This window comes from Vibrio echinoideorum, assembly GCF_024347455.1.
GTDB classification, from domain to species: Bacteria; Pseudomonadota; Gammaproteobacteria; order Enterobacterales; family Vibrionaceae; genus Vibrio; species Vibrio echinoideorum.
Genome location: NZ_AP025483.1, coordinates 725499 through 747353, shown reverse-complemented (window position 1 = coordinate 747353; position 21855 = coordinate 725499). Strand labels below are relative to the sequence as shown.

The 21855-nt window shown below is 44.9% G+C and carries 15 protein-coding genes; 9 read left to right on the top strand and 6 right to left on the bottom strand.

Annotation, left to right across the window (positions count from 1 at the left end; translation table 11 throughout):
• Positions 1–13: 13 nt before the first annotated feature.
• The gene (locus tag OCV36_RS03495; RefSeq protein ID WP_017076241.1) at positions 14–1198 is read right to left on the bottom strand and encodes an NnrS family protein; all 1185 of its coding nucleotides are present in this window, start codon (positions 1196–1198) and stop codon (positions 14–16) included.
• Positions 1199–1504: 306 nt separating this feature from the next.
• On the opposite strand from OCV36_RS03495, the gene OCV36_RS03490 reads away from it, so the two are divergent.
• Complete coding sequence (locus tag OCV36_RS03490; protein ID WP_017076242.1) at positions 1505–2059, top strand: gamma-glutamylcyclotransferase family protein; 555 nt, start codon at positions 1505–1507, stop codon at positions 2057–2059.
• Between the two features lie 196 nt (positions 2060–2255).
• On the opposite strand, the gene OCV36_RS03485 is transcribed toward OCV36_RS03490, so the two are convergent.
• Complete coding sequence (locus OCV36_RS03485; protein ID WP_017076243.1) at positions 2256–2588, bottom strand: tRNA-binding protein; 333 nt, start codon at positions 2586–2588, stop codon at positions 2256–2258.
• Positions 2589–2785: 197 nt separating this feature from the next.
• On the opposite strand from OCV36_RS03485, the gene OCV36_RS03480 reads away from it, so the two are divergent.
• On the top strand, positions 2786–3787 hold the full coding sequence (locus OCV36_RS03480) for a substrate-binding domain-containing protein (RefSeq protein WP_135455985.1): 1002 nt from the start codon (positions 2786–2788) through the stop codon (positions 3785–3787).
• 293 nt (positions 3788–4080) lie between these two features.
• On the opposite strand, the gene galM is transcribed toward OCV36_RS03480, so the two are convergent.
• The 4 genes from galM to galE form a co-directional block, all read right to left on the bottom strand.
• Positions 4081–5160, bottom strand: a complete 1080-nt coding sequence (galM, locus tag OCV36_RS03475; protein ID WP_135455983.1) for a galactose-1-epimerase — start codon at positions 5158–5160, stop codon at positions 4081–4083.
• A 111-nt stretch (positions 5161–5271) separates the two neighbouring features.
• Positions 5272–6432: a galactokinase gene (galK, locus tag OCV36_RS03470; protein ID WP_135455982.1), complete on the bottom strand. Its 1161-nt coding sequence runs from the start codon at positions 6430–6432 to the stop codon at positions 5272–5274.
• Between the two features lie 183 nt (positions 6433–6615).
• Positions 6616–7671, bottom strand: coding sequence for a UDP-glucose--hexose-1-phosphate uridylyltransferase (locus OCV36_RS03465; protein ID WP_135455980.1), 1056 nt, complete (start codon positions 7669–7671; stop codon positions 6616–6618).
• Between the two features lie 112 nt (positions 7672–7783).
• A complete protein-coding gene (gene galE / locus OCV36_RS03460; RefSeq protein ID WP_135456099.1) occupies positions 7784–8794 on the bottom strand; it encodes a UDP-glucose 4-epimerase GalE in 1011 nt (336 codons plus the stop codon).
• Between the two features lie 396 nt (positions 8795–9190).
• Between galE and ebgR the strand changes: the two genes are divergently transcribed.
• The 7 genes from ebgR (at position 9191) to ygjK (ending at position 21676) form a co-directional block, all read left to right on the top strand.
• A complete protein-coding gene (gene ebgR, locus OCV36_RS03455; RefSeq protein WP_135455978.1) occupies positions 9191–10174 on the top strand; it encodes a transcriptional regulator EbgR in 984 nt (327 codons plus the stop codon).
• Positions 10175–10498: 324 nt separating this feature from the next.
• Entirely contained in the window at positions 10499–13615 is a 3117-nt protein-coding gene (ebgA, locus tag OCV36_RS03450; protein ID WP_135455976.1) for a beta-galactosidase subunit alpha, read from the top strand.
• A gap of 3 nt (positions 13616–13618) precedes the next feature.
• Positions 13619–14071, top strand: a complete 453-nt coding sequence (locus OCV36_RS03445) for a beta-galactosidase subunit beta (RefSeq protein WP_076645923.1) — start codon at positions 13619–13621, stop codon at positions 14069–14071.
• A gap of 214 nt (positions 14072–14285) precedes the next feature.
• A complete protein-coding gene (locus OCV36_RS03440; protein ID WP_135455974.1) occupies positions 14286–15710 on the top strand; it encodes an amino acid permease in 1425 nt (474 codons plus the stop codon).
• Positions 15711–16305: 595 nt separating this feature from the next.
• Positions 16306–17739, top strand: coding sequence for an amino acid permease (locus tag OCV36_RS03435; protein ID WP_135455972.1), 1434 nt, complete (start codon positions 16306–16308; stop codon positions 17737–17739).
• 463 nt (positions 17740–18202) lie between these two features.
• Positions 18203–19267 (top strand): protein YgjJ, encoded by a 1065-nt coding sequence (gene ygjJ, locus OCV36_RS03430; protein WP_135455970.1) that lies wholly within the window; start codon positions 18203–18205, stop codon positions 19265–19267.
• 15 nt (positions 19268–19282) lie between these two features.
• Positions 19283–21676, top strand: coding sequence for an alpha-glucosidase (gene ygjK / locus OCV36_RS03425; RefSeq protein ID WP_135455968.1), 2394 nt, complete (start codon positions 19283–19285; stop codon positions 21674–21676).
• The last annotated feature ends 179 nt before the right edge of the window (positions 21677–21855 follow it).

The window sequence follows — 21855 nt, the reverse complement described above, 5'->3', positions numbered from 1 at the left end:
AAAATCAATACGCTTAGCCTGGGTGACCATCCACTCTTGGCGTTAATAGCATCATGCCGAACTTCCAGATAAACAGCCCAAATGCTAACGTCCATAAACCCGCGCTGATGTTCACCATCTCAAATAAATACGCAGGGAAAAATGTCACACCTACGCTACGAACCAAAGCCGCGATAAAAATAGCCGAGAACGCTAACGCCATACTTGGTCCTTTATAGATTGCACGACCTGTGTGCCCCATTGTCACGCGCGTAATCATCGCAAGAATTAACCCACTCAAACCGCCAATCGCAAACAAGTGCAGCATATTGTGGCTCGCGAACGGGTTGTCTAATAAACCTCGCAGCAGCAAGCTTAAAGGGATACATAGGTAAGCCGCATGCAGCGACCACACCAAGGGCTCAGATAACGTAGTCCAAGGTTTCCAGCGGATAAAGCGCACCAATTGAGTCACACCTGCAAATACCATTAACTCATTGCCAACTTGAGCAAAAGTCAATGGGAAGAAGCTCAATACAAATAAACCAACCAAAGGTAGATTCGCTAACCATTCTAACCAAACGAGTGGCTGTGCTTTTTCAAAATCAAAACGACGCGCCGTAAAGAATGGAATCACTCGTCCACCCATTACAGACAATAACAACGTAAACCACCACAACATCGCGTGCCATACTGCAGACGATGGAAATGGAGGCATGCCCTTAATGGTTGCATAGCTAGCAAAATTCGCCACGATAGCCAGTATAAACAACGGAACAAAGAACAGGTTCTTCCAGCCTTTTGATTTCACAACTCGGAAACCAATCTCGTAAGCGGCAAAAATCAAGAACAGTGCCTCAACCGATGAGATCAGCCACAAAGGCGCAGGAGTCCAAAATAGAATACGCGGTGCAAGCCATAATCCCACTAGGGCAGCTAATCGATAATGCTTAGTGCCATTGACTCCCGTCCACGTTTGCACCGCCGTTAAAACAAAGCCGACAACAATCGCCATAGCAAAGCCAAACAACATTTCATGTACGTGCCACCAAAGTGCAGGGACTTTTAAAATCTCCGGCTGACCATTTTGGAACATGACAACCCAAGCCACGATAGCGATAACAGCATAGAGACTGCCCAGGAAGAAGAAAGGTCGGAAGCCTAAACGAAGGTAGGCTGGAATTGCGTCTTCTACACTTTTATCTGTGATATTTAACAAACTCGTTCCTCATTTCAGATAACGGCCAAGAATGGCTTATATGGAATTGGTATAAATAGCCAAATTCATGATGCAGTCATCATTATTGCAATATTTCCTTAGACAATGCACGAAGTACGCCAAAGATAGAAACCCAATAAAAACAACCATCAACGTGTTATTCAACATCAAAAAAGAGTCAATTAAACACCCCAGAAAGAAGTCTTTTAGACTCATCAGTGTTAAAAATAAAAACTACTGACATTTTAGAAAGCGGAACATATAGTAAGACTAGTCTCAAATACAAAAGAACAGACAGGGAACGCGATGTATATTTTTGGTTATGGTAGCTTGATCAACTCCTCTTCACGTCAACTCACAGGTCAAACAGGACAAGCTATTCCTTCGATAGTGCATGGCTTAGTGCGGCACTGGAGTAAAATTGATGATAGCTACGTATTGTCTCCTCTGATCGTAAACCCAGGTGATGGCCAAGTGAATGGGGTATTGCTTGAAGTTGATGAGGAAGCACTCGCGGAATTTGATCGCCGTGAACGTGGCTATCATAGAATTCAACTTAGCCCTGAACAGATAGCAAGCGAAACAGGATTCAATGCCAATGCGTCGATCTGGGTTTACATCAAAGACGAAATCGAAGCGCCTTGCGAAAACAGTCCGATTGTTCAAACCTACGTGGATACTGTGCTAGCAGGATGTTTAGAAGTGTCTGAAAGCTTTGCCGCGCACTTTGTGAAACACACACAAGGTTGGCACCATCCATTAGAAAATGATCGCCACCAGCCAAAATACGGCAACCTGGCAGGGGTTTCCGATCACCACCACAGTGTCATTGACGGGCTATTATTGACAGTGCGAAGCTGATCGGCGAACTTCATGCGGACGGTGAAATCCAAATAGCTGATGAGATTCAACTCATCGGCGAAATCCAAATAGTCGGTGAAACTTGTGTAGTAAGCGAAACTTATATAGTTAGCAAACCTTGATAGTTAGCGAAATCTTGATAGTGGCAAAACCTAGATAGTCGGTGAACACATGGACTCACCGACATAAAACTGTCTTAAACGACACGAATACCCGCTGGCATCACACGTTCTGGTGTCAGCAGTACACTTTCCGATTCGTCTTCAGTTTCTGCACATAACAACATGCACTCAGAGGTGTGGCCTCTCATCTTCGCTTTCGCTAAATTACACAGCACAACCACCTGTTTGCCCATTAACTCTTCTTCGGTGTAGTAAGGGACAAGGCTGGTTACCGTTTGTAGCGTCTTCTCACCGACATCTACTTGCACGATGTAAAGCTTGTCTGCGTTTTCATGACGCACAACCTCAATGATCTTACCCACACGCATTTCTAACTTAGCAAAGTCACCATAAGAGACAGTATCCATTTCTCACTTCCTATATTGATTTGTTTTTACCCATTAAAGTATTTACTAAAATTAAGTAAAATGTAAATGTTTACACTAGCACTAAGGTCAATAATTACAAGCGGTAAAGATCGCATTAATGGAAGTAAAATGAGAGTTTCATTGCCTTACCTTCATTGTCGGTGTTAAATAGATACAGCAATGAATAGAGGTTAAAAATGGCAACAATTAAAGATGTAGCAAAGGAAGCTGGTGTTTCAGTTGCAACCGTATCTCGAGTCGTAAACAAGTCTCCGAAGGCAAGTGCAAACTCAATTGAGTCTGTGACTAAAGCCATGACAAAGCTCGGCTATCGTCCGAATGCCAATGCTCGTGCGCTTGTAAGCCAAAGCACGAACACGGTTGGTGTGTTAGTGGGTGATATCTCCGATCCCTTTTTTGGCACCTTAGTTAAAGCTGTTGATAATGTCGCACGCGAGAACGGTAAACATATCCTTGTCGGCAATGGTTCTCACGATCGTGAAGAAGAGAGACAAGCCATTGAGTTGCTGATCAATAGTCGCTGTGATGCCTTGGTGATCCATTCTAAGGGATTAACGGATGAAGAACTCATCGCCTACGCAAAAGAAGTCAAAGGCTTAGTGTTGATCAACCGCTATATTGCCGAAATCGCCGAGCGTTGTATTTTCTTAGACAACAAGAAAGGCGCTTACCTTGCTACAGAATATTTGATTCGTCATGGTCACAAGAACATCGCATGTATCGCTTCATCACACAGCATTGAAGATGCCGATGAACGAGTGCAAGGCTATCTAGCAGCACTCTCTGATTACAAAATCGCGCTCTCTGAAAGCTACATTGAATACTCGGCTCCAACCAGTGATGGTGGTGAGTACGCAATGACGAATCTATTGACCAAGTCTCTGCCTATTACAGGCCTTGTCGCTTACAACGACTACATGGCCGCAGGTGCGTTGTCTGTACTTGATGAAAACGGAATCCAAGCGCCAGATAAAGTCTCGATTGTTGGTTTTGATGACGGCTTAATTGCCCGTTATGTACACCCTAAGCTAACCACGATTCGCTACCCTATTCAGATGATGGCAGAGAAAGCCACTCGCCTAGCGCTTGTGCTTGCTAAAGGTCAAGGTACGTCTTCTGAGCCTATGATGTTCTCGCCCACTCTAGTGCGTCGAAATTCAGTAGAGAAAATCAGTTAGCCTTTGATAAAGAACCGTACTTTCGTATAAAGCTGGCTTTTGGTATAAAGCGGTTATTTAAGAACCGCGATGCAAAGTCGGCTCTGTAATCTCAGCAAGCTATAAAATCTATCGCGACCGCTATAATCTACAGTGACCGCTAAAATCTATAGTGCCCCCTACAATCTAAGAAACAGACTTACAAAAAAAGCCCTAACAGAAGCAGTTCTGTTAGGGCTTTCTCACCATACTCTTCCCAACAAAAATCCCTTTGTTGGAGCCAATTGGCATAAACCGTTTTGAGCTAGAATGGACTAGTTTGAATAATCCCCCGAAAATTCAAACTGGTAACAAGTTCGGTAGTGGTATTCCTGTTCAGGCCTAAGAATACAACTTTCTTGCTTCCACTCTGGGTGGTTAGGTGAGTCTGGTAAGAACTGGGTTTCCAATGCAATGCCTGCATAGTCTTCATAACTGCCACCATTTCGATTAGGTGTTCCACCCAACCAATTGCCGGTATACAACTGCATAGCCGGCTTAGTAGAGAAGACTTTCAAGGTGACAAGTGCATCAGGCGACGTCACTGTAGCCGCGCATTTATCGCGCTTACAGCCATCCGCTAAAAGAAAAGAGTGATCATAACCTTTGGCCGCTTTTTGTTGTTCATCACCCAATAGGCGTTCAGAGATCATCATAGGCTGACTGAAATCAAAGCTGGTTGATTTCACCGCCTTCAAGTTACCTAATGGGATACCAACAGCATTAGTCGGCAAATATTGTGAAGCATTGATACTGACAATATGAGACAAACAGTCGTGATCACTGTTTGCGCCAAGTAAATTAAAATAAGCATGGTTAGTTAGATTCACTACCGTCGCTTTATCTGTGGTTGCAAAGTATTCGATAGACACTCGGTTGTCTTCGGTTAATTCATAATGCACTGATACCGTTAGCTGCCCAGGGAAACCTTGGTCGCCATCCGCCGACACCAAACTATAAACCACAGACAGTGGCGTGTGTTCAGTTAACTCCCAACGACGCTTATCAAAGCCATCGGAGCCACCGTGTAAAGTATTACCGGATTGATTACCATCGAGCTTATAACCCATGCCATCGATTTTAAAACGACCATTGGCGATACGATTAGCATAACGCCCTACTGTCGCCCCAAGGTAACTGGCTTGTTTCTCGAAATTCTCCATTGAGTCGACACCCAATAGAACTTCGCGCTTATTTCCTTTTACTGGCAGAATACAGCTCAACCACGTTGCACCAATATCCATGAATGTCACTTCCATGCCATGCGCATTCGACAGCGTTATCAACTGTGCTGGCTGCCCATCATAGGCCGCGGTTTGTGTCATAGATTGATGCAGGTTTTGCTCTTGGGTCATTCTAAATTCCTTTCTAGTGCCAGCAAAAAGCCTCTACATTGGGTAAAGGCTTTACTATTTGGCCTACCATGATCTTTTTACTTGGTAAGCTTTATTTAAATCTCGAAACAGCTAGATTACTTCAACAAGGCCCGCTCCGTCTTTCGCTTGGCACACATAAATCGATTCTTTTAGCCCCGTCGCCGCTTGATATTCCTGCTCAACGGTTGTTTTAATTTCATCAACCAATGCAGGTGGAACCAATGCCACAATACAACCACCGAAACCGCCGCCAGTCATACGCACGCCACCTTGCTCACCGATCACACCTTTCACTAGCTCAACCAGTGTATCGACTTCTTTAACGGTAATTTCGAAATCATCACGCATTGAAGCATGCGATTCAGCCATCAATTCACCCATACGCTTCATATCGTGATTACGCAGAGCCATTGCCGCTTCTTCAGTTCGGTCATTCTCAGTAATTACGTGACGTGCACGTTTGGCAACCATCTCACCCAGTTCAGACTCTTTCGCCTTGAACTGTTCAATCGTCACATCACGCAATGCTGGAACACCAAAAATACGCGCGGCCTCTTCACACTGCTCACGACGCGTATTGTATTCACTGTCGACCAAGCCGCGTTTCTTGTTTGAGTTAATGATAACCACAGCCATATCTTCGGGCATCGAAACCGCGGTCGTTTCTAGACTACGGCAATCTAAAAGCATCGCGTGGTTCGCACGACCTTCGGCTGAAATCATTTGGTCCATGATGCCGCAGTTACAACCTACAAATTCGTTTTCCGCTTGCTGGCCATTTAATGCAACCTCTGCTTGGCTGATCTCTAGGTTGTAAAGTACCTTGAATGTCTGACCAATCACGACTTCCAATGCCGCAGAAGAACTTAGACCCGCGCCTTGAGGAACATTGCCCGTGACAGAGATGTCTGCACCTTTAAATTCAAAACCACGACCTTTTAAACACTTCACCACACCACGAATGTAGTTCGCCCACATCTTGTCTTGTTGAAATGTGATCTCTTGAGTAAGGTCGAATTCATCAACGGCATTGCCGTAATCCACAGACACAACACGAACGATATTGTCGTCACGCTTTGCTGCTGCCACAACGGTTTGGTAGTTAATGGCGCACGGTAGGACAAAACCATCGTTGTAGTCAGTATGTTCACCAATCAGATTCACACGACCTGGTGCTTGAACAATATGAGTCGCTTGGTAGCCAAGGACTTGCTCAAAAGATGCTTTCACGTTTTGGATTAGATCAGACATAAGTAAACTCTCTGGTTAAACTCTTTGTTCAATTGGTAATGGCCCCTATATGGCACCACTTTAATTCTTATCAATTTCCTATCCCACTCGTAGCTCGCGGTAAGAAATGACGAAATAAACCTTCTGGCTTCTAACGTTTCGTCATTTCAGAATCGAGAGGCGAGATATCTGGAATCTCGCTTTTTACGGCTGTTCTTTATAGTGAACATCGCTCAAGTCACGAAGACGTTGCGCCGCTTGTTCTGCGGTTAAATCGCGCTGAGATTCAGCCAACATTTCGTAGCCAACCATGAACTTGCGAACCGAAGCACTGCGCAACAATGGCGGATAAAACAACGCATGCAGTTGCCAATGGTCGATGTCAGTGCCTTCCTCAAAGAATGGCGCATAGTGCCAACCCATTGAGTATGGGAATGAACACTCGAATAAATTGTCGTAACGGCTCGTTAATTTCTTAATTGCGACCGCTAAATCATCACGTTGCTCGTCCGTCAATTCACTCATACGGCGAATATGCGTTTTCGGCAGTAACATCGTTTCGAATGGCCACGCCGCCCAATAAGGCACAACAGCAATCCAGTGTTCCGTTTCAACCACGGTGCGCGAGCCATCTTTCATTTCAGCTTCAACGTAATCGACTAACAGGTTTGAACCTTGTTGATCGAAGTATTCCTTTAACAGCTTTTCTTTACGTTCAATCTCGTTTGGCAGAAAGCTGTTCGCCCAAATTTGACCGTGTGGGTGAGGCTGAGAACAGCCCATGGTCTCACCTTTGTTTTCGAAGGCTTGAACCCATAGGTAATCTTTACCTAGCTCTTCAATTTGCTCGTTCCAGGTATCAATCACACCACGGATTTTATTCACTGGCAGCTCTGGCAGCGTTTTGCTGTGATCCGGAGAGAAACAGATCACGCGGCTCAGCCCACGCACACCTTGAGTCTTAAATAGAGGGTTATCAGACTCTGGAGCGTCAGGTGAATCAGGCATCAACGCCGCGAAATCGTTACTGAATACGTAAGTGCCGTCGTAATCTGGGTTTTCGTCACCCGAGATACGTGTATTAGTTGGGCACAAGAAACACTCTTTCTCATACGCTGGAAGCTGCGCAGTCGATGGCTTTTCATCTTGGCCGCTCCACGGACGTTTTGCGCGGTGCGGTGACACCAAGATCCACTGGCCCGTTAATGGGTTATAACGGCGATGCGGGTGGTCTACTGGGTTAAATTCAACTTTTGACATGCTACTTACTCAACTCTTTAAAATTCTTTTCTTCAGCACTTATCAATGAGAAAAAGTGCCGATACTAGCTACTAGCTATCAGATAAAAGCACTGTGGCTTCAATTACACTGACTAATAACCGTTTGGATTATTCGACTGCCAATTCCACGTATCCGCCGTCATTTCCATCACGCTGCGTGTCGCTTTCCAACCTAACTCGCGTTCCGCTTTTTCAGTGCTTGCCCAACATTCAGCAATATCACCAGCACGGCGTGGACAAACTTCATAAGGAACAGGTTTGCCTGATGCTTGTGCAAAGGCTTCTACCATTTCCAAAACACTTGAACCTTTACCGGTGCCTAGGTTGTAGATATGTAGACCCGCCTTCTCACCAACCGCTTTTAATGCCGCAACGTGACCATCGGCTAAATCCATCACATGAATATAGTCACGAACACCCGTGCCATCGACTGTTGGGTAATCATTGCCAAATACAGCCAATTTTTCACGGCGCCCTACTGCTACTTGAGCAATGAATGGCATTAAGTTATTCGGGATACCTTGTGGGTCTTCACCCATGGTGCCAGATTGATGGGCGCCTACTGGGTTGAAGTAGCGTAATAACGTCACACTCCAATCATTTTCGGCGTTAAATAAATCACTTAAGCACTCTTCAACCATGTACTTACTGCGACCATAAGGGTTAGTCGTTGCTCCCGTTGGCGAATTTTCAGTAATTGGCACGACTTCCGGATCACCGTAGACGGTCGCTGATGAGCTAAATACGATGCTTTTCACACCCGCTTTCTTCATGCTGCGAGCAAGAACCAAAGAACCATTTACGTTGTTATCGTAATATTCCAAAGGCTTAGAGACCGATTCGCCAACCGCCTTAAGTCCAGCAAAGTGAATCACCGCTTGGATGTTATTTTCAGAAAAAACAGTATCTAGAAAAGCTTCATCACGAATGTCGCCAAGATAAAAAGTTGGTCGCTGACCAGTCAACGATTCTATTCGCTCAAGAACCAGCTCTTTACTGTTGCAAAGGTTGTCTACAATGATTGGTTCCATACCAGCTTGCATCATTTGAATGCATGTATGACTTCCGATGTAACCCATGCCGCCTGTAACCAGTACTTTCACAATCAACCTCTCTTTGTTGTCATTCGTGGCGTCACTCGAACCGATATTCAATTCCAATAGCACCCTATGACAGAAATAGTAGCAGCCATTTTGACTATATTTCTGTGATCAAAACCACGAAGTGTAAACGTTTACACTAACGGTTAAAGTTGATGGCGACTGTGATATAGAAAAACATAATAGTTATTCACATCTAATCCATTGAATTTTAATAAGATAATTATAGATAGTTAATTATGAGATACGGACTAGGCGTTGAGAATTTATTTTACTAAAAGTTAATGCAATGAACTCCAGTTTGATTACAATAGGTCTGTAGAATAAAGAGGTGCATTGCTTTTTTACTAAAGATGGTTTGTTTAAAGCAACGCAATGTTCCAACAACAGGAAGTGAGTATGGCAACGTTAAAAGATATCGCAACTGAAGCGAATGTTTCATTGGCTACAGTTTCACGGGTTCTCAATGAAGATCCTACATTAAGCGTCAAGGAAGAGACCAAAAGGCGTATCTTTGAAATTGCAGAGAAGTTGGAATACAAAACCAGCAGCTCACGAAAAGCCGTTAGCAGTAAAAAACAAAATCACCACTTCCTTGCCTTGTATAACTACAAACAAGAAGCAGAGGTTAACGACCCTTATTACCTATCAATTCGCCACGGGATTGAAACCCAATGTGAAAAGATGGAAGTTAAGCTAACCAACTGTTATGAAAGTAAAATAAATATACATTCAAGCCCTATCACTGGCGTATTGCTGGTAGGAAGAATGACACCAGAAGTTATCGAGCAAGCAAAAAAACTCAGCGACAATATCTGTTATGTCGATTTCACGGATCACTCAGAACCTTATGATTCTGTCGATATTGATCTGGCTTTGATCAGTAAAGAGATCACCAACTTCTTCATCAATCAAGGTTATCAGCGAATTGGTTTTATTGGCGGGCAAGATAACGTCAACACACCTGATATTCGTGAAGTCGCTTTTGCTGAATATGGTGGCCTGAAAAATGTCGTCAGTGAGCAAGACATCTACCGTGGAGACTTCTCTAGCTCATCAGGCTACAAGCTTGCAAAGCAGATGTTAGCAACCGGTGACTATCCGAAAGCGATGTTCATTGCATCAGATTCAATCGCAATTGGCGTTTTACGAGCCGTTCATGAACACGGATTAAACATTCCTCAAGATATTGCGCTCATTAGTGTAAACGACATCCCAACGGCTAAGTTTACCTTCCCATCTTTATCTACCGTTCGTATTCATTCTGAACTGATGGGAATTCAAGGCGTTAACCTACTTATTGAGAAAGTTCGTGACGGTCGCACTATCCCGCTACGAGTCTATGTTCCAAGTAAATTAAAACTGCGTGATACGACTAAATAGCGATTTATATCAGATAGATAAATTAAGGCTGCCTTTATTGTAGGTGGCCTTTTTTGTGCCTTTCACATCGCCAGCGTAAGCATCCCCTTCCCTTTCACCTACCTAAGTTAAACACCAAATAGCATTCTTTTAAGTGGATCACACCGCACCGTAAAAAGCCCACAAAAAACGTGATGAAGTTAAAGTAAAACGTTTTCACCAATTTCATTTAGTAAAACTTTTACTAATAATTACCTCAGTCCAAAAATACTCGTATTCACTACGACCCAATTACGCATAAGAACGTCGGTCAGCAAACTGCATTCAGACCGAGAGAGAGGCAACGTGAACAACTGGGAAAACTTCCTGAACTTACATGAGAACCGTATGGCACCGCGTGCATACTTCTTCTCGTACGCATCAGAAAAAAATGCAAAAACGTTTCAGCGTGAACTTAGCAGCCACTTCCAACTATTGAGTGGCCAATGGAATTTCAGCTACTTCACCAATCCATTATTGGTTCCTGAAGAGTTCTACTCTCAGGAAATGAGCGACTGGGGAAACATCACGGTTCCAAACATGTGGCAAATGGAAGGCCACGGCGATCTTCAATACACAGATGAAGGTTTCCCATTCCCAATTGATGTGCCTTTCGTACCATCAGATAACCCTACGGGCGCTTACCAACGTTCTTTCTTCCTAGGCGAAAGCTGGGACGAGAAGCAAACCATCATCAAATTTGATGGCGTAGAGACCTACTTCGAAGTTTACGTAAACGGTGAGTACGTTGGTTTCAGCAAAGGCAGCCGCCTAACCGCTGAGTTCGATATCTCTAGCCACGTAAAAGCAGGGAAAAACCTACTTTCTATTCGTGTGATGCAGTGGGCCGATTCAACCTACATTGAAGACCAAGACATGTGGTGGACAGGCGGTATCTTCCGTGATGTTTACCTTGTGGGCAAAGAACAGCTGCACGTTCAAGACGTAACGGTTCGCACTGATTTCGACGACGCTTACCAAAGCGCTACCCTATCGTGCAAAGTGGAACTAGAAAACTTAGCAACCGCTGCAAACGCGACCCTTGAGTACGCATTGCTTGATGGCGGCCAAGTTATCTCGCAAGGCTCAGTTGATAACCTAGCCGTTCCTAATCGATTGACTGACGGCAATGCGAATACTCAATTCTCTATTGATGTGGTTAACCCTGTTCAATGGAACGCTGAAAACCCTTATCTGTACCAACTGCTGCTTACGCTGAAAGATGCTGATGGCAAGGTGTTGGAAGTGATTCCGCAGCGCGTTGGTTTCCGTGACATAAAAGTTCGCGATGGTCTGTTCTACATCAACAACAAATACGTGATGCTGCACGGCGTGAACCGTCATGACAACGACCACCTAAAAGGTCGTGCTGTCGGCATGGATCGCGTAGAAAAAGACTTGATACTGATGAAGCAGCACAACATCAACTCAGTACGTACAGCGCACTACCCGAACGACCCACGCTTCTACGAACTGTGTGATATCTACGGCCTATTCGTCATGGGCGAAACCGATGTTGAAACACATGGCTTTGCGAACGTTGGCGACCTAAGCCGCATCACTAACGATGCAGCATGGGAGGCGGTGTTTGTTGAACGTATCGAACGTCATATTCACGCTCAAAAGAACCACCCTTCTATCATCATGTGGTCACTGGGTAACGAGTCTGGCTACGGCTGCAACATCCGATCTATGTACGATGCCGCAAAAGCGATTGATGACACGCGTCTGGTTCACTACGAAGAAGACCGTGATGCTGAAGTCGTAGACATCATTTCAACCATGTACTCACGTGCTCAACTGATGAATGCCTTCGGTGAATTTCCACACGAAAAACCGCGCATCATTTGCGAATACGCACATGCAATGGGTAACGGCCCTGGCGGTTTAACCGAATACCAAAACGTGTTCTACAAACATGACGCAATTCAAGGTCACTATGTTTGGGAATGGTGTGACCACGGCATTTTAGCACGTGATGAAGCGGGTACTGAGTTCTACAAGTACGGCGGTGACTACGGTGACTACCCGAACAACTACAACTTCTGCATGGATGGTTTGATCTACCCAGACCAAACCCCAGGCCCTGGCTTGAAAGAGTACAAACAAGTCATCGCGCCTGTGAAGATCCGTGACTTCAACGCAGAAGACGGCACCTTCACCGTTGATAACAAACTGTGGTTCTCAAACATCGATGATTACACCATCACTGCGGAAATCCGTGCTGAAGGTGAAACGGTTGCAGTACAACACATCAAAGTAGAAGAGCTGGCTGAAAACTCTAGCCGTGAACTAACGCTTAACTTACCAAAGCTAGATGAGCGTGAAGTGTTTGTGAACTTTACGGTTCGTAAGGACTCTCGTACTTCATACAGCGAAGCAAACCACGATATCGCGGTTTATCAATTCCAAGCGAAAGAGAACACAGCACAGCTAGAAGCATTCACTAGCAACAATGCAACGACATTGAATGTTGAAGAATCTCGCCTTTCTTACCTAATCAAAGGCCACAACTTCGCTCTGAACTTCTCGAAAGTGAACGGCAAGCTGACGTCATGGTTAGTCAATGGCGAAGAACTGATTGAGTCGGAGCCTAAACTGAACTTCTTCAAGCCAATGATCGATAACCATAAACAAGAGCACGATGGTTACTGGGAGCCTGCGCATCTACAAATTATGCAAGAGCACTTCCGCACGCTAAACGTTGAAGAGAACAACGGCAAGATTGAGATCACCACCACCAGCATCGTTGCTCCACCGGTATTCGATTTCGGCATGCGTTGTGAATATCGCTACCAGATCAGTGCTGAAGGTCAGCTAAACGTTGAGCTAAGTGGCGAACGTTACGGTGATTACCCTCACGTGATTCCAGTGATTGGTTTCGACATGGGCATTAACGGTGATTTCGACCAAGTTCAATACTACGGCCGCGGACCTGAAGAGAACTACCAAGACAGCAAACAAGCCAACATGATTGATGTGTACCAATCAACCGTAGCTGACATGTTCGAGAACTACCCGTTCCCACAAAATAACGGTAACCGTCAGCATGTTCGTTGGGCAGCGCTTTCAAGCCGCGCGGGTAATGGTATTGCAGTAAAACCACAGCAAGAAATCAATTTCAGCGCATGGTTCTACACCAATCAAAATATGCACCAAGCACAACACACGATTGAGCTAGAGAAAAGCGGTTACATCACGCTAAATCTAGACCACCAAGTAATGGGCTTAGGTTCAAACTCTTGGGGCAGCGAAGTGTTGGATTCTTACCGTGTTTACATGGATGAATTCCGCTACGGCCTAACACTCGTTCCATTCCAAGCGGGTGACTGTAATGCGCAGCACCTAATCAATCACAACTTTGGTGATGAGTTCTTCACGGTGAATACGCCAAAAACTCAACCAAAACTGAACGAGGCATAAGCGATGATCGTTTTAGACAACCTAGAGCAGTTTAAAGTCGTTTACCGCGACGGTCGTAAATGGCAACGCTGTGTAGAAGCAATTGAAAACATAGGCAACATCAAAGATGGCGTGATGTATTCGATTGGTGACTCACTGGCTTACATCATTGAAGACGGTGTGGCTCGTAACACAGAAAACTTCACTGGTAACCGCCGTTACTTCGACGTGCATTACTACCTAGAAGGTCGTGAAACCGTCGAGTTCGCAGCCAAATCAGAGTTAGAGCAAACCCAAGCTTACAGCGATGAAACCGACCGTGAACACCTAATGGGTAACGGTGAGACTTGTGAGTTAGTTGAAGGCCAAGTAGCGATATTTGATAACAGTAAAGCTTACCGATTCCACGGTGATAACCGAGTTCGAAAAGTAGTACTGAAAGTGACTATCGAAGACGGTTACTTCCTTAATAAGTAAGTAACCGAAACTAAGTAACTGAACTAAATAAGTAACCGAAACCAAGCTGCCGAAGCTAAACAGCCGAAAGCAGCAACAACAAGATCTATTCACAGTGTGTACTGAGGCTTGCCGTTCAAGGCTCAGTCACACTGCATAAAGCCTCTCTGCTCCTTCCCTACAAAGTAGCCTAGAGAAATAACGACTATAATTATGTGATTCCTCGGAGGACACTATGTCTGAATCTGTACGCGGTAAGTTAGGTAAATTTGCCTTACTCTCCATGACATTTGCAGCGGTATTTAACGTTCGCAACATCGTAAATAACAACATCGAATTGGGATTGAGTTCAGCCCCTATCTTTTTGCTTGCCACTCTTATTTACTTCATTCCATTCGTATTCATTATTGCTGAGTTCGTATCAGCAAATAAAAATTCCGAGTCAGGCATGTACGACTGGCTTAAACAACCGCTGGGTTCAAAAGCGGCCTATTTAGGTTCGTTCCTCTACTGGTTCGTTAACCTATTCTGGTTTGTGTCACTGCTACCCAACGTTATCTCTTATGCGTCTTACGCGATGTTAGGGTACGAATACGCTTTCTCTCCAATTGTCACCTCGGCAATCTCAATTGGTCTATTTGCGGCTGCGACACACATATCAACCAAAGGCGCGAGCTGGTTAGGTAAGATTGCAGAAATCGTAGCATACGGTGTATTTGCGCTGTTCGCGGTTTACGTTATCGGCGCCATGATGGCACTAGGCGGTAACCATGAACCTGTAGAGCCAATCACTCTTGAAGCCATGACACCAACCATCAACTGGGCAACGCTAGGTATTATGTGTTGGATCTTCCAAGCCGCTGGTGGTGCAGAAACCGCAGCCGCTTACCTAAACGATGTTAAAGGTGGTCATAAGTCTTTCATCAAGGTGATCATCAGCGCGGGTATCGCTATCGGCATCATGTACGCAGTGGGCTCTCTATTAGTTAACGTATTCGTTGCTCGTGACGAATTAACTTATGCTGGCGGTATGGTTGAAATCTTTACTGGTATGGCGAACTACTTCGATATTTCACAATCTCTAACAGGTCGCTTCGTCGGTATTATCCTATTCGTTGCGATGTTCGGTTCGATGATGATGTGGACTGCAGCTCCCGTTAAAATTCACTTCTCTGAAATCCCTCAAGGTGTTTACGGTGAGAAGACAACTGAGCTTAACGAACACGGTGTACCTGTGCGTGCAGCATGGTGGCAGTTTGCGTTCGTATTCGTAATGTTAGTGGTTAACGGCTTCGGTTCTGAATCAGTACAAGACATGATGAACACAGCAATCAACCTCACAGCAGGTACAGCAATGCTACCGCCTATCTTCATCATGGTGGCTTACTTTGTGTTCCGCTTGAAGCACGACGATACACCACGTGACTTCCGTATGGGTACTCGAGTTCAAGGTATGTCTGTTGTGTCAGTACTTATCGGTATCTTCGTTGTGAGCATGACTGCATCGGCATTCCCAACAGGTGTTGACCTAATGCAAGCTTTCTTCGTCAACGTATTCATGACTGCGATATTCTCAGCTCTCGCTTGGTGGTGGATCTCTCGCTTTGAAAAGAAGCAAGCAGGTAAAGAAGCAAAATTAGAAGCCGCTAAGCAATCATAGGCTCAGATCTTCACTAGATGATGAATCGATAAAAACAGCACAAATTCACAAGCGCCTTTATGGCGCTTTTTTGTTTTAAATCAGTAAATTAAAAACAATCCATAAGAATAAAAACACCATTCCGTCAAGGTTTCACTTCACTAAAAGCATTAATTAGATCGTAATAAAACCCGAATAAAAACCAAGGTAAAAAATTAACTAAATTTATTTACCTCACATCACATATTTGATCAATTTCGATTAACTTCCCACCGCTTAATCTTTAATCTTCTTGTTGAAGAGACAAGTGAACTCATAGAGAAAAAACGACAAAAAGCCCCTACAAGCCTGATACATCGTCGTACATGAGAAAGCTAGCCTCTTCGATGAACATCTTAGTGTTGCAGTTTTTATATCAGTAATAAATTTACTGAAACTAACAAGCTAAAACGTCTAAAGATTTGTTCGTAAATCAATACAAAAATAATAAATGAGCCAAACCTGACTTCATAGAGCGGGTGTTTGCCAAACCAACATAACAATAAAAACACGGCCTAGATCTTCCTCTCTAGGACCTAGTAATAATGATCATCAACGTGATTCACCGGAGAACATCATGTCCGATAATAAACGCAGTACGATAGGCAAGTTTGCCCTACTGTCTATGACCTTCGCGGCGGTATACAGCTTCAATAACATCATAAACAACAACATCGAGATCGGCCTGTCCTCAGCTCCGATGTTCTTTTTAGCGACCCTCTTTTACTTTGTGCCATTTTGTTTGATCGTGGCAGAGTTCGTATCACTGAATAAAGACTCTGAGGCGGGTGTTTATTCTTGGGTTAAAAGCTCTCTAGGCGGCCGCTGGGCGTTTATTTCAGCTTACACCTATTGGTTTGTTAACCTATTCTTCTTCACCTCTCTATTACCTAGAATCATTGCTTACGCGTCTTATGCCTTCTTAGGGTTTGAGTACATATTCACACCAATAACCACGGCGATCCTGAGTACCATTTTATTTGCTATCGCTACGCATATATCCAATAACGGAGCGAAACTGCTTGGCCCAATCACCTCGCTAACATCATCGTTAATGTTGTTACTGACGCTCTCTTACATCTTGCTTTCTGGCGGTGCACTAATCGGTGGAATAGAACCTGCTGACCCAATCACCATCGAAGCAATGACACCAAGCTTTAACTGGGCATTCCTTGGTGTAATCACTTGGATCTTCATGGCGGCTGGCGGTGCTGAATCGGTCGCGGTTTACGTCAACGACATCAAAGGTGGCCACAAATCTTTCGTTAAGGTGATCATCATCGCGGGTATCTTTATCGGCGCGCTTTACTCGGTTGGCTCAGTACTGGCAAACGTATTCGTTGCTCGTGAAGAACTGAAGTTTACGGGTGGTTCAGTACAAGTATTTGAAGGCTTAGCAAGACATTTTGGCCTGTCTGAAATAATAATGAATCGCTTTGTAGGCGTAGTTTCATTCACAGCAATGCTTGGCTCCCTGCTGATGTGGACGGCTACACCCGTTAAGATTTTCTTCTCTGAAATTCCTAAAGGTATATTCGGTGAGAAAACGGTCGCTCTAAACAAACAAGGCGTTCCAGAGCGTGCAGCATGGATTCAGTTCTTGATTGTGATTCCACTGATGTTCATTCCGACACTGGCGTCCGACACAGTACAAGATCTGATGAGTACGATTATCAACATGACAGCAGCAGCATCGATGTTGCCACCGCTATTCATCATGATCGCGTACCTTAATCTACGTTTGAAGCTGGATCACTTACCTCGCGATTTCAGAATGGGTTCACGTATGACAGGCATTACCGTAGTCTCTATTCTGATCGGCATTTTCACTGTTGGTTTCTTTGCGTCTACTTTCCCGACAGGTGCTGACATCATGACCATCATCTTCTACAACGTGGGCGGGATTGTTATCTTCCTTGGTTACGCGTGGTGGAAGTACGGTAAATACGAGAAAAGCTTATCTCCAGAAGAGAAAAAATTAGAAGCAAAACCTGAGCCGGCGAACGCTTAGTCTCTTATTAACCTTGATTTAAATCTTAGCTTTGATTTTGTTTGAACTATTACAGGCACTCACCACACGGTGAGTGCTTTTTTTTGTCGATACCTTTTTCTAAAAACCTATCTCCGACCAAATACCTCCTACCAAAACACCCCTCTTCCACCAAAACTATCAAGACAGAACATATTCAATTCAACAATCTATCCGCCCAGACAAGGATTCACAAAAGGAATATTTACAGCCCTAGCCATACCTTTGCAAATTCAACATAAAGTCAAAATAAAAACAAAGTAAATATTTACTAAAAATAGATCACATTTTTAAGGTAATTTAATTTTAAACATGAAAATAATCATTAATATCGGTTTTGCGATCGTAAGTGACCTGACCAAATACGCCTTGAAGAGCACCCCATATTAGAAGTCAGAACTACTTACGAATCTTCATTTACAACCCCGACACAGAAGTGAATAAAATGAAACGTAGTTTTACTAAAAAGACTCTTATTACAAGCTGTATTCTTGCTGCTCTAACTGCCAATGCGAACGCTGAAGAATCAGCAGCAAATCATAGTGATACTCAACCCCCACAAACTCAGGCAGACACCCTATTCAATTTTTATGGTGAGCTTGGCCTTGGTGGTCACGTTGCACTAGAAGGCGATGACAAAGGCCGCTATGCAGACGGCACTTACATTGAAGCTGGCTTAGCGATTGAGCATGGTAATTGGTTTGGTCTTGCTTACATGGAAGGCTGGACAGTACAAGCCGACGACGAAGGTAACGCTTGGGCAACGGGTCATGGTTGGGGCGGCTTCGAAGGTGGTTTTAACCGCTTCTACGCTGGCTACCGCACCGACGCAAAAACAGAATTTATTGTCGGCCGTATGGATTCATCATTGGATGACGTTCAATGGTGGGGTGATGCAACCGTTGAGTATGGCTACGCAATCTCCAACACTCGTGACGTAAACGTGGGTGTGAAAATTCAAAACTTAGAAGGCAAGCTACGCTACAGCGTTTCTTTTGCTCCTGAGTCTGATTTCTCTGAAGACGATGCTCTGCTTCACTTTGGTAAATACGACAGTTTTGCAGACCAATGGAAAGACAAAAACGCCATGGTCAATGGTTACCTCCAATACGACCTAACTGACGACCTAACCCTGATGGGTGGTGGTGAAGTCCGCAACAACGATGGTGGCGAACTGTTGCTATTAGGTGCGGAATACAAAAACGTGGCAGCTCGTGTTTGGCACGATACCGACAAAGGCAACCAAGAATCATTCGGTAGCGAATCAGGCCTTCAAACCAGTGCATGGTATGAAGCAGCGCAAGGTGTTTACCTATCAGCAGCCTACAACTACGCAAACTTTGACGGTGACAACGGCGATAAAGAAATCACGTCTTACGTCAATGCTGGTGTTTGGTACGAATACGGCAACGGCGCGTTTGCGACTGCTTTCGACAGCCGCTTTGGCGTTGGTAGCGACACAGAAACTGGCGACGCACAAGTGTTCGCAATGCAATACTTCTACTGGTAATAACAGGAAATCATCATGAAACTGAATAAATCATTCGCAGCTCTCGCTATTGGCACAGCACTTGTTGTTACTGGCTGTACTTCAAACTCAATCTCTGGCTCGGGCTCTGACACAGAGCAACTGCAAGCTAACGAATTTAAGAACGTTATTGACCGTACTGGTTCGCCAGAATACATGCGTGACTACGACTTCGATGACCACCAGCGCTTCAACCCATTTTTCGACCTAGGTGCATGGCATGGTCACTTGCTGCCAGACACTACTGAAGGCATGGGCGGCTTCCCAGGAACGGCGCTGCTTACTGAAGAATACATCAACTTCATGGCAGATAACTTTGATCGCCTAAGCGTGTTCAAAGATGGCAAAAAAGTCGTATTCACCATGGAAGCATACAGCTTACCGGGCGCATTGGTTCAGACGCTAAAATCGGACGATGTAACGGTAGAGATGACAATGCGTTTTGCTTCAAATCGTACCTCTCTGCTAGAAACCAAAATCACTACCGACTCCCCAGTTGAATTGGTGTGGGATGGTGAACTGCTAGAAAAGACCCACGCGAAAGAAGGCGTGGCACAAACCGACAAAACAATCGCTGAAACTTACCCTGAGTATGAGCGTCAAATCGTCGCAACCGACGATGGCCTGAAGGTCACCTTTGGTAAAGTGCGTTCAACTTGGGATCTGCTGACTTCAGGTGAGTCTGAGTACCAAGTTCACAAATCGATTCCAACACAAACCACAGTAGATGGTTTAGCATTTACTTCAACGGCAAACATTGAAGCATCAACCACCATTTACACCACTTACTCGCATGTTCTAACGGCAGAAGAAGCACAAGCTGAACAGCCTGAAATCAAAAAGATCATGGCAAACCCTACTAACTTCTTAGCGGCATCAGCAGAACGTTGGGAAGGCTACCTAGAGATGGGCTTAACCAACCCGAACGCAACGCCAGAACAAGAACGTGTTGCGGTAAAAGCAATGGAAACCCTAAACGGTAACTGGCGTGGCGCAGCCGGCGCGATGGAGTTTGATTCCGTCACACCATCAGTAACCGCCCGTTGGTTCTCGGGCAACCAAACTTGGCCGTGGGACACATGGAAGCAAGCTTACGCAATGGCTCACTTCAACCCAGATGTAGCGAAAGACAACATCCGCGCGATGTTCGCATACCAAATCCAAGCTGACGATGCAGTTCGTCCTTGGGATGAAGGTTACGTGCCAGATTTGCTTGCTTACAACCTAAGCCCTGAACGTGGCGGCGATGGTGGCAACTGGAATGAACGTAATACAAAACCAAGCCTAGCGGCATGGGCAGTAATGGAAGTCTACAAGACCACCAGCGATGAAGCTTGGCTCGAAGAGATGTATCCAAAGCTAGTGGCATACCACGATTGGTGGCTACGCAACCGTGACAACAACGGTAACGGTGTTCCAGAGTACGGCGCAGCACGCGACAAAGCACACAACACACCTGAAGGCGAAATGTACTTCACTGTGGTTCGTGGTGATAAGCACGAGACAGTCGTAGGCCAAGCAGCACTCGATAAAGTCGTGGCTGAAGGTAACTACGATTACATCGAAAGCCCAGCTCAAACGGCCGCGTCTTGGGAGTCAGGTCGTGACGATGCAGCCGCATTTGGTTTCATCGATAAAGATCAGTTAGACGCGTATGTGGCGAATGGCGGCAAGCGCAGCGATTGGGACGTTGAGTTCGCTCAAAACCGCGCTGAAGATGGCACGCTATTGGGCTACTCACTACTGCAAGAGTCTGTCGACCAAGCAAGCTACATGTACAGCGATAACAAGTACCTAGCAGAAATGGCTGACATTCTTGGTAAAGACGCTGAAGCGAAAGAGTTCCGTGAAAAAGCGGAGCACCTATCGAACTACATCAACACCTGTATGTTCGACGAAGGCACTAACTTCTTCTACGACATTCGTATTGAAGACAAACCACTCGCGAATGGCTGTGCGGGTAAACCGATTATAGAACGTGGCAAAGGCCCTGAAGGTTGGTCACCATTGTTCAATGCTGCTGCCACTCAAGCTAACGCTGATGCAGTTGTCTCAGTGATGAAAGATACTGAAGAGTTCAACACCTACGTTCCATTAGGCACAGCAGCGCTTTCTAGCCCTGCATTTGGCCCAGATATTTACTGGCGTGGACGTGTATGGGTCGACCAATTCTACTTCGGCCTAAAAGGCATGGATAGCTACGGCTACCGTGATGATGCGATTGAAATGGCAGGCGCATTCTTCGATCACGCTGATGGTTTGGTACAAGACGGTCCGATCCGTGAAAACTACAACCCACTAACCGGTGAACAACAAGGCGCGCCAAACTTCTCTTGGAGTGCAGCTCACCTGTACATGCTTTACAACGATTTCTTTACTGACGCAGAGTAAATCGAACCTTTTTACCTGTCCTCTGAGATTCATTGATACAACGGATTAACAAGATACAACGGATCAATAAATTTCAGACTTTGGCACTCAGCATTACGTTGAGTGCCTTTTTTATATCTGAAGCCAAATAATCGAACAAACAAACATTTAGACTATTTGGCCTACTATGATCCTTTTAC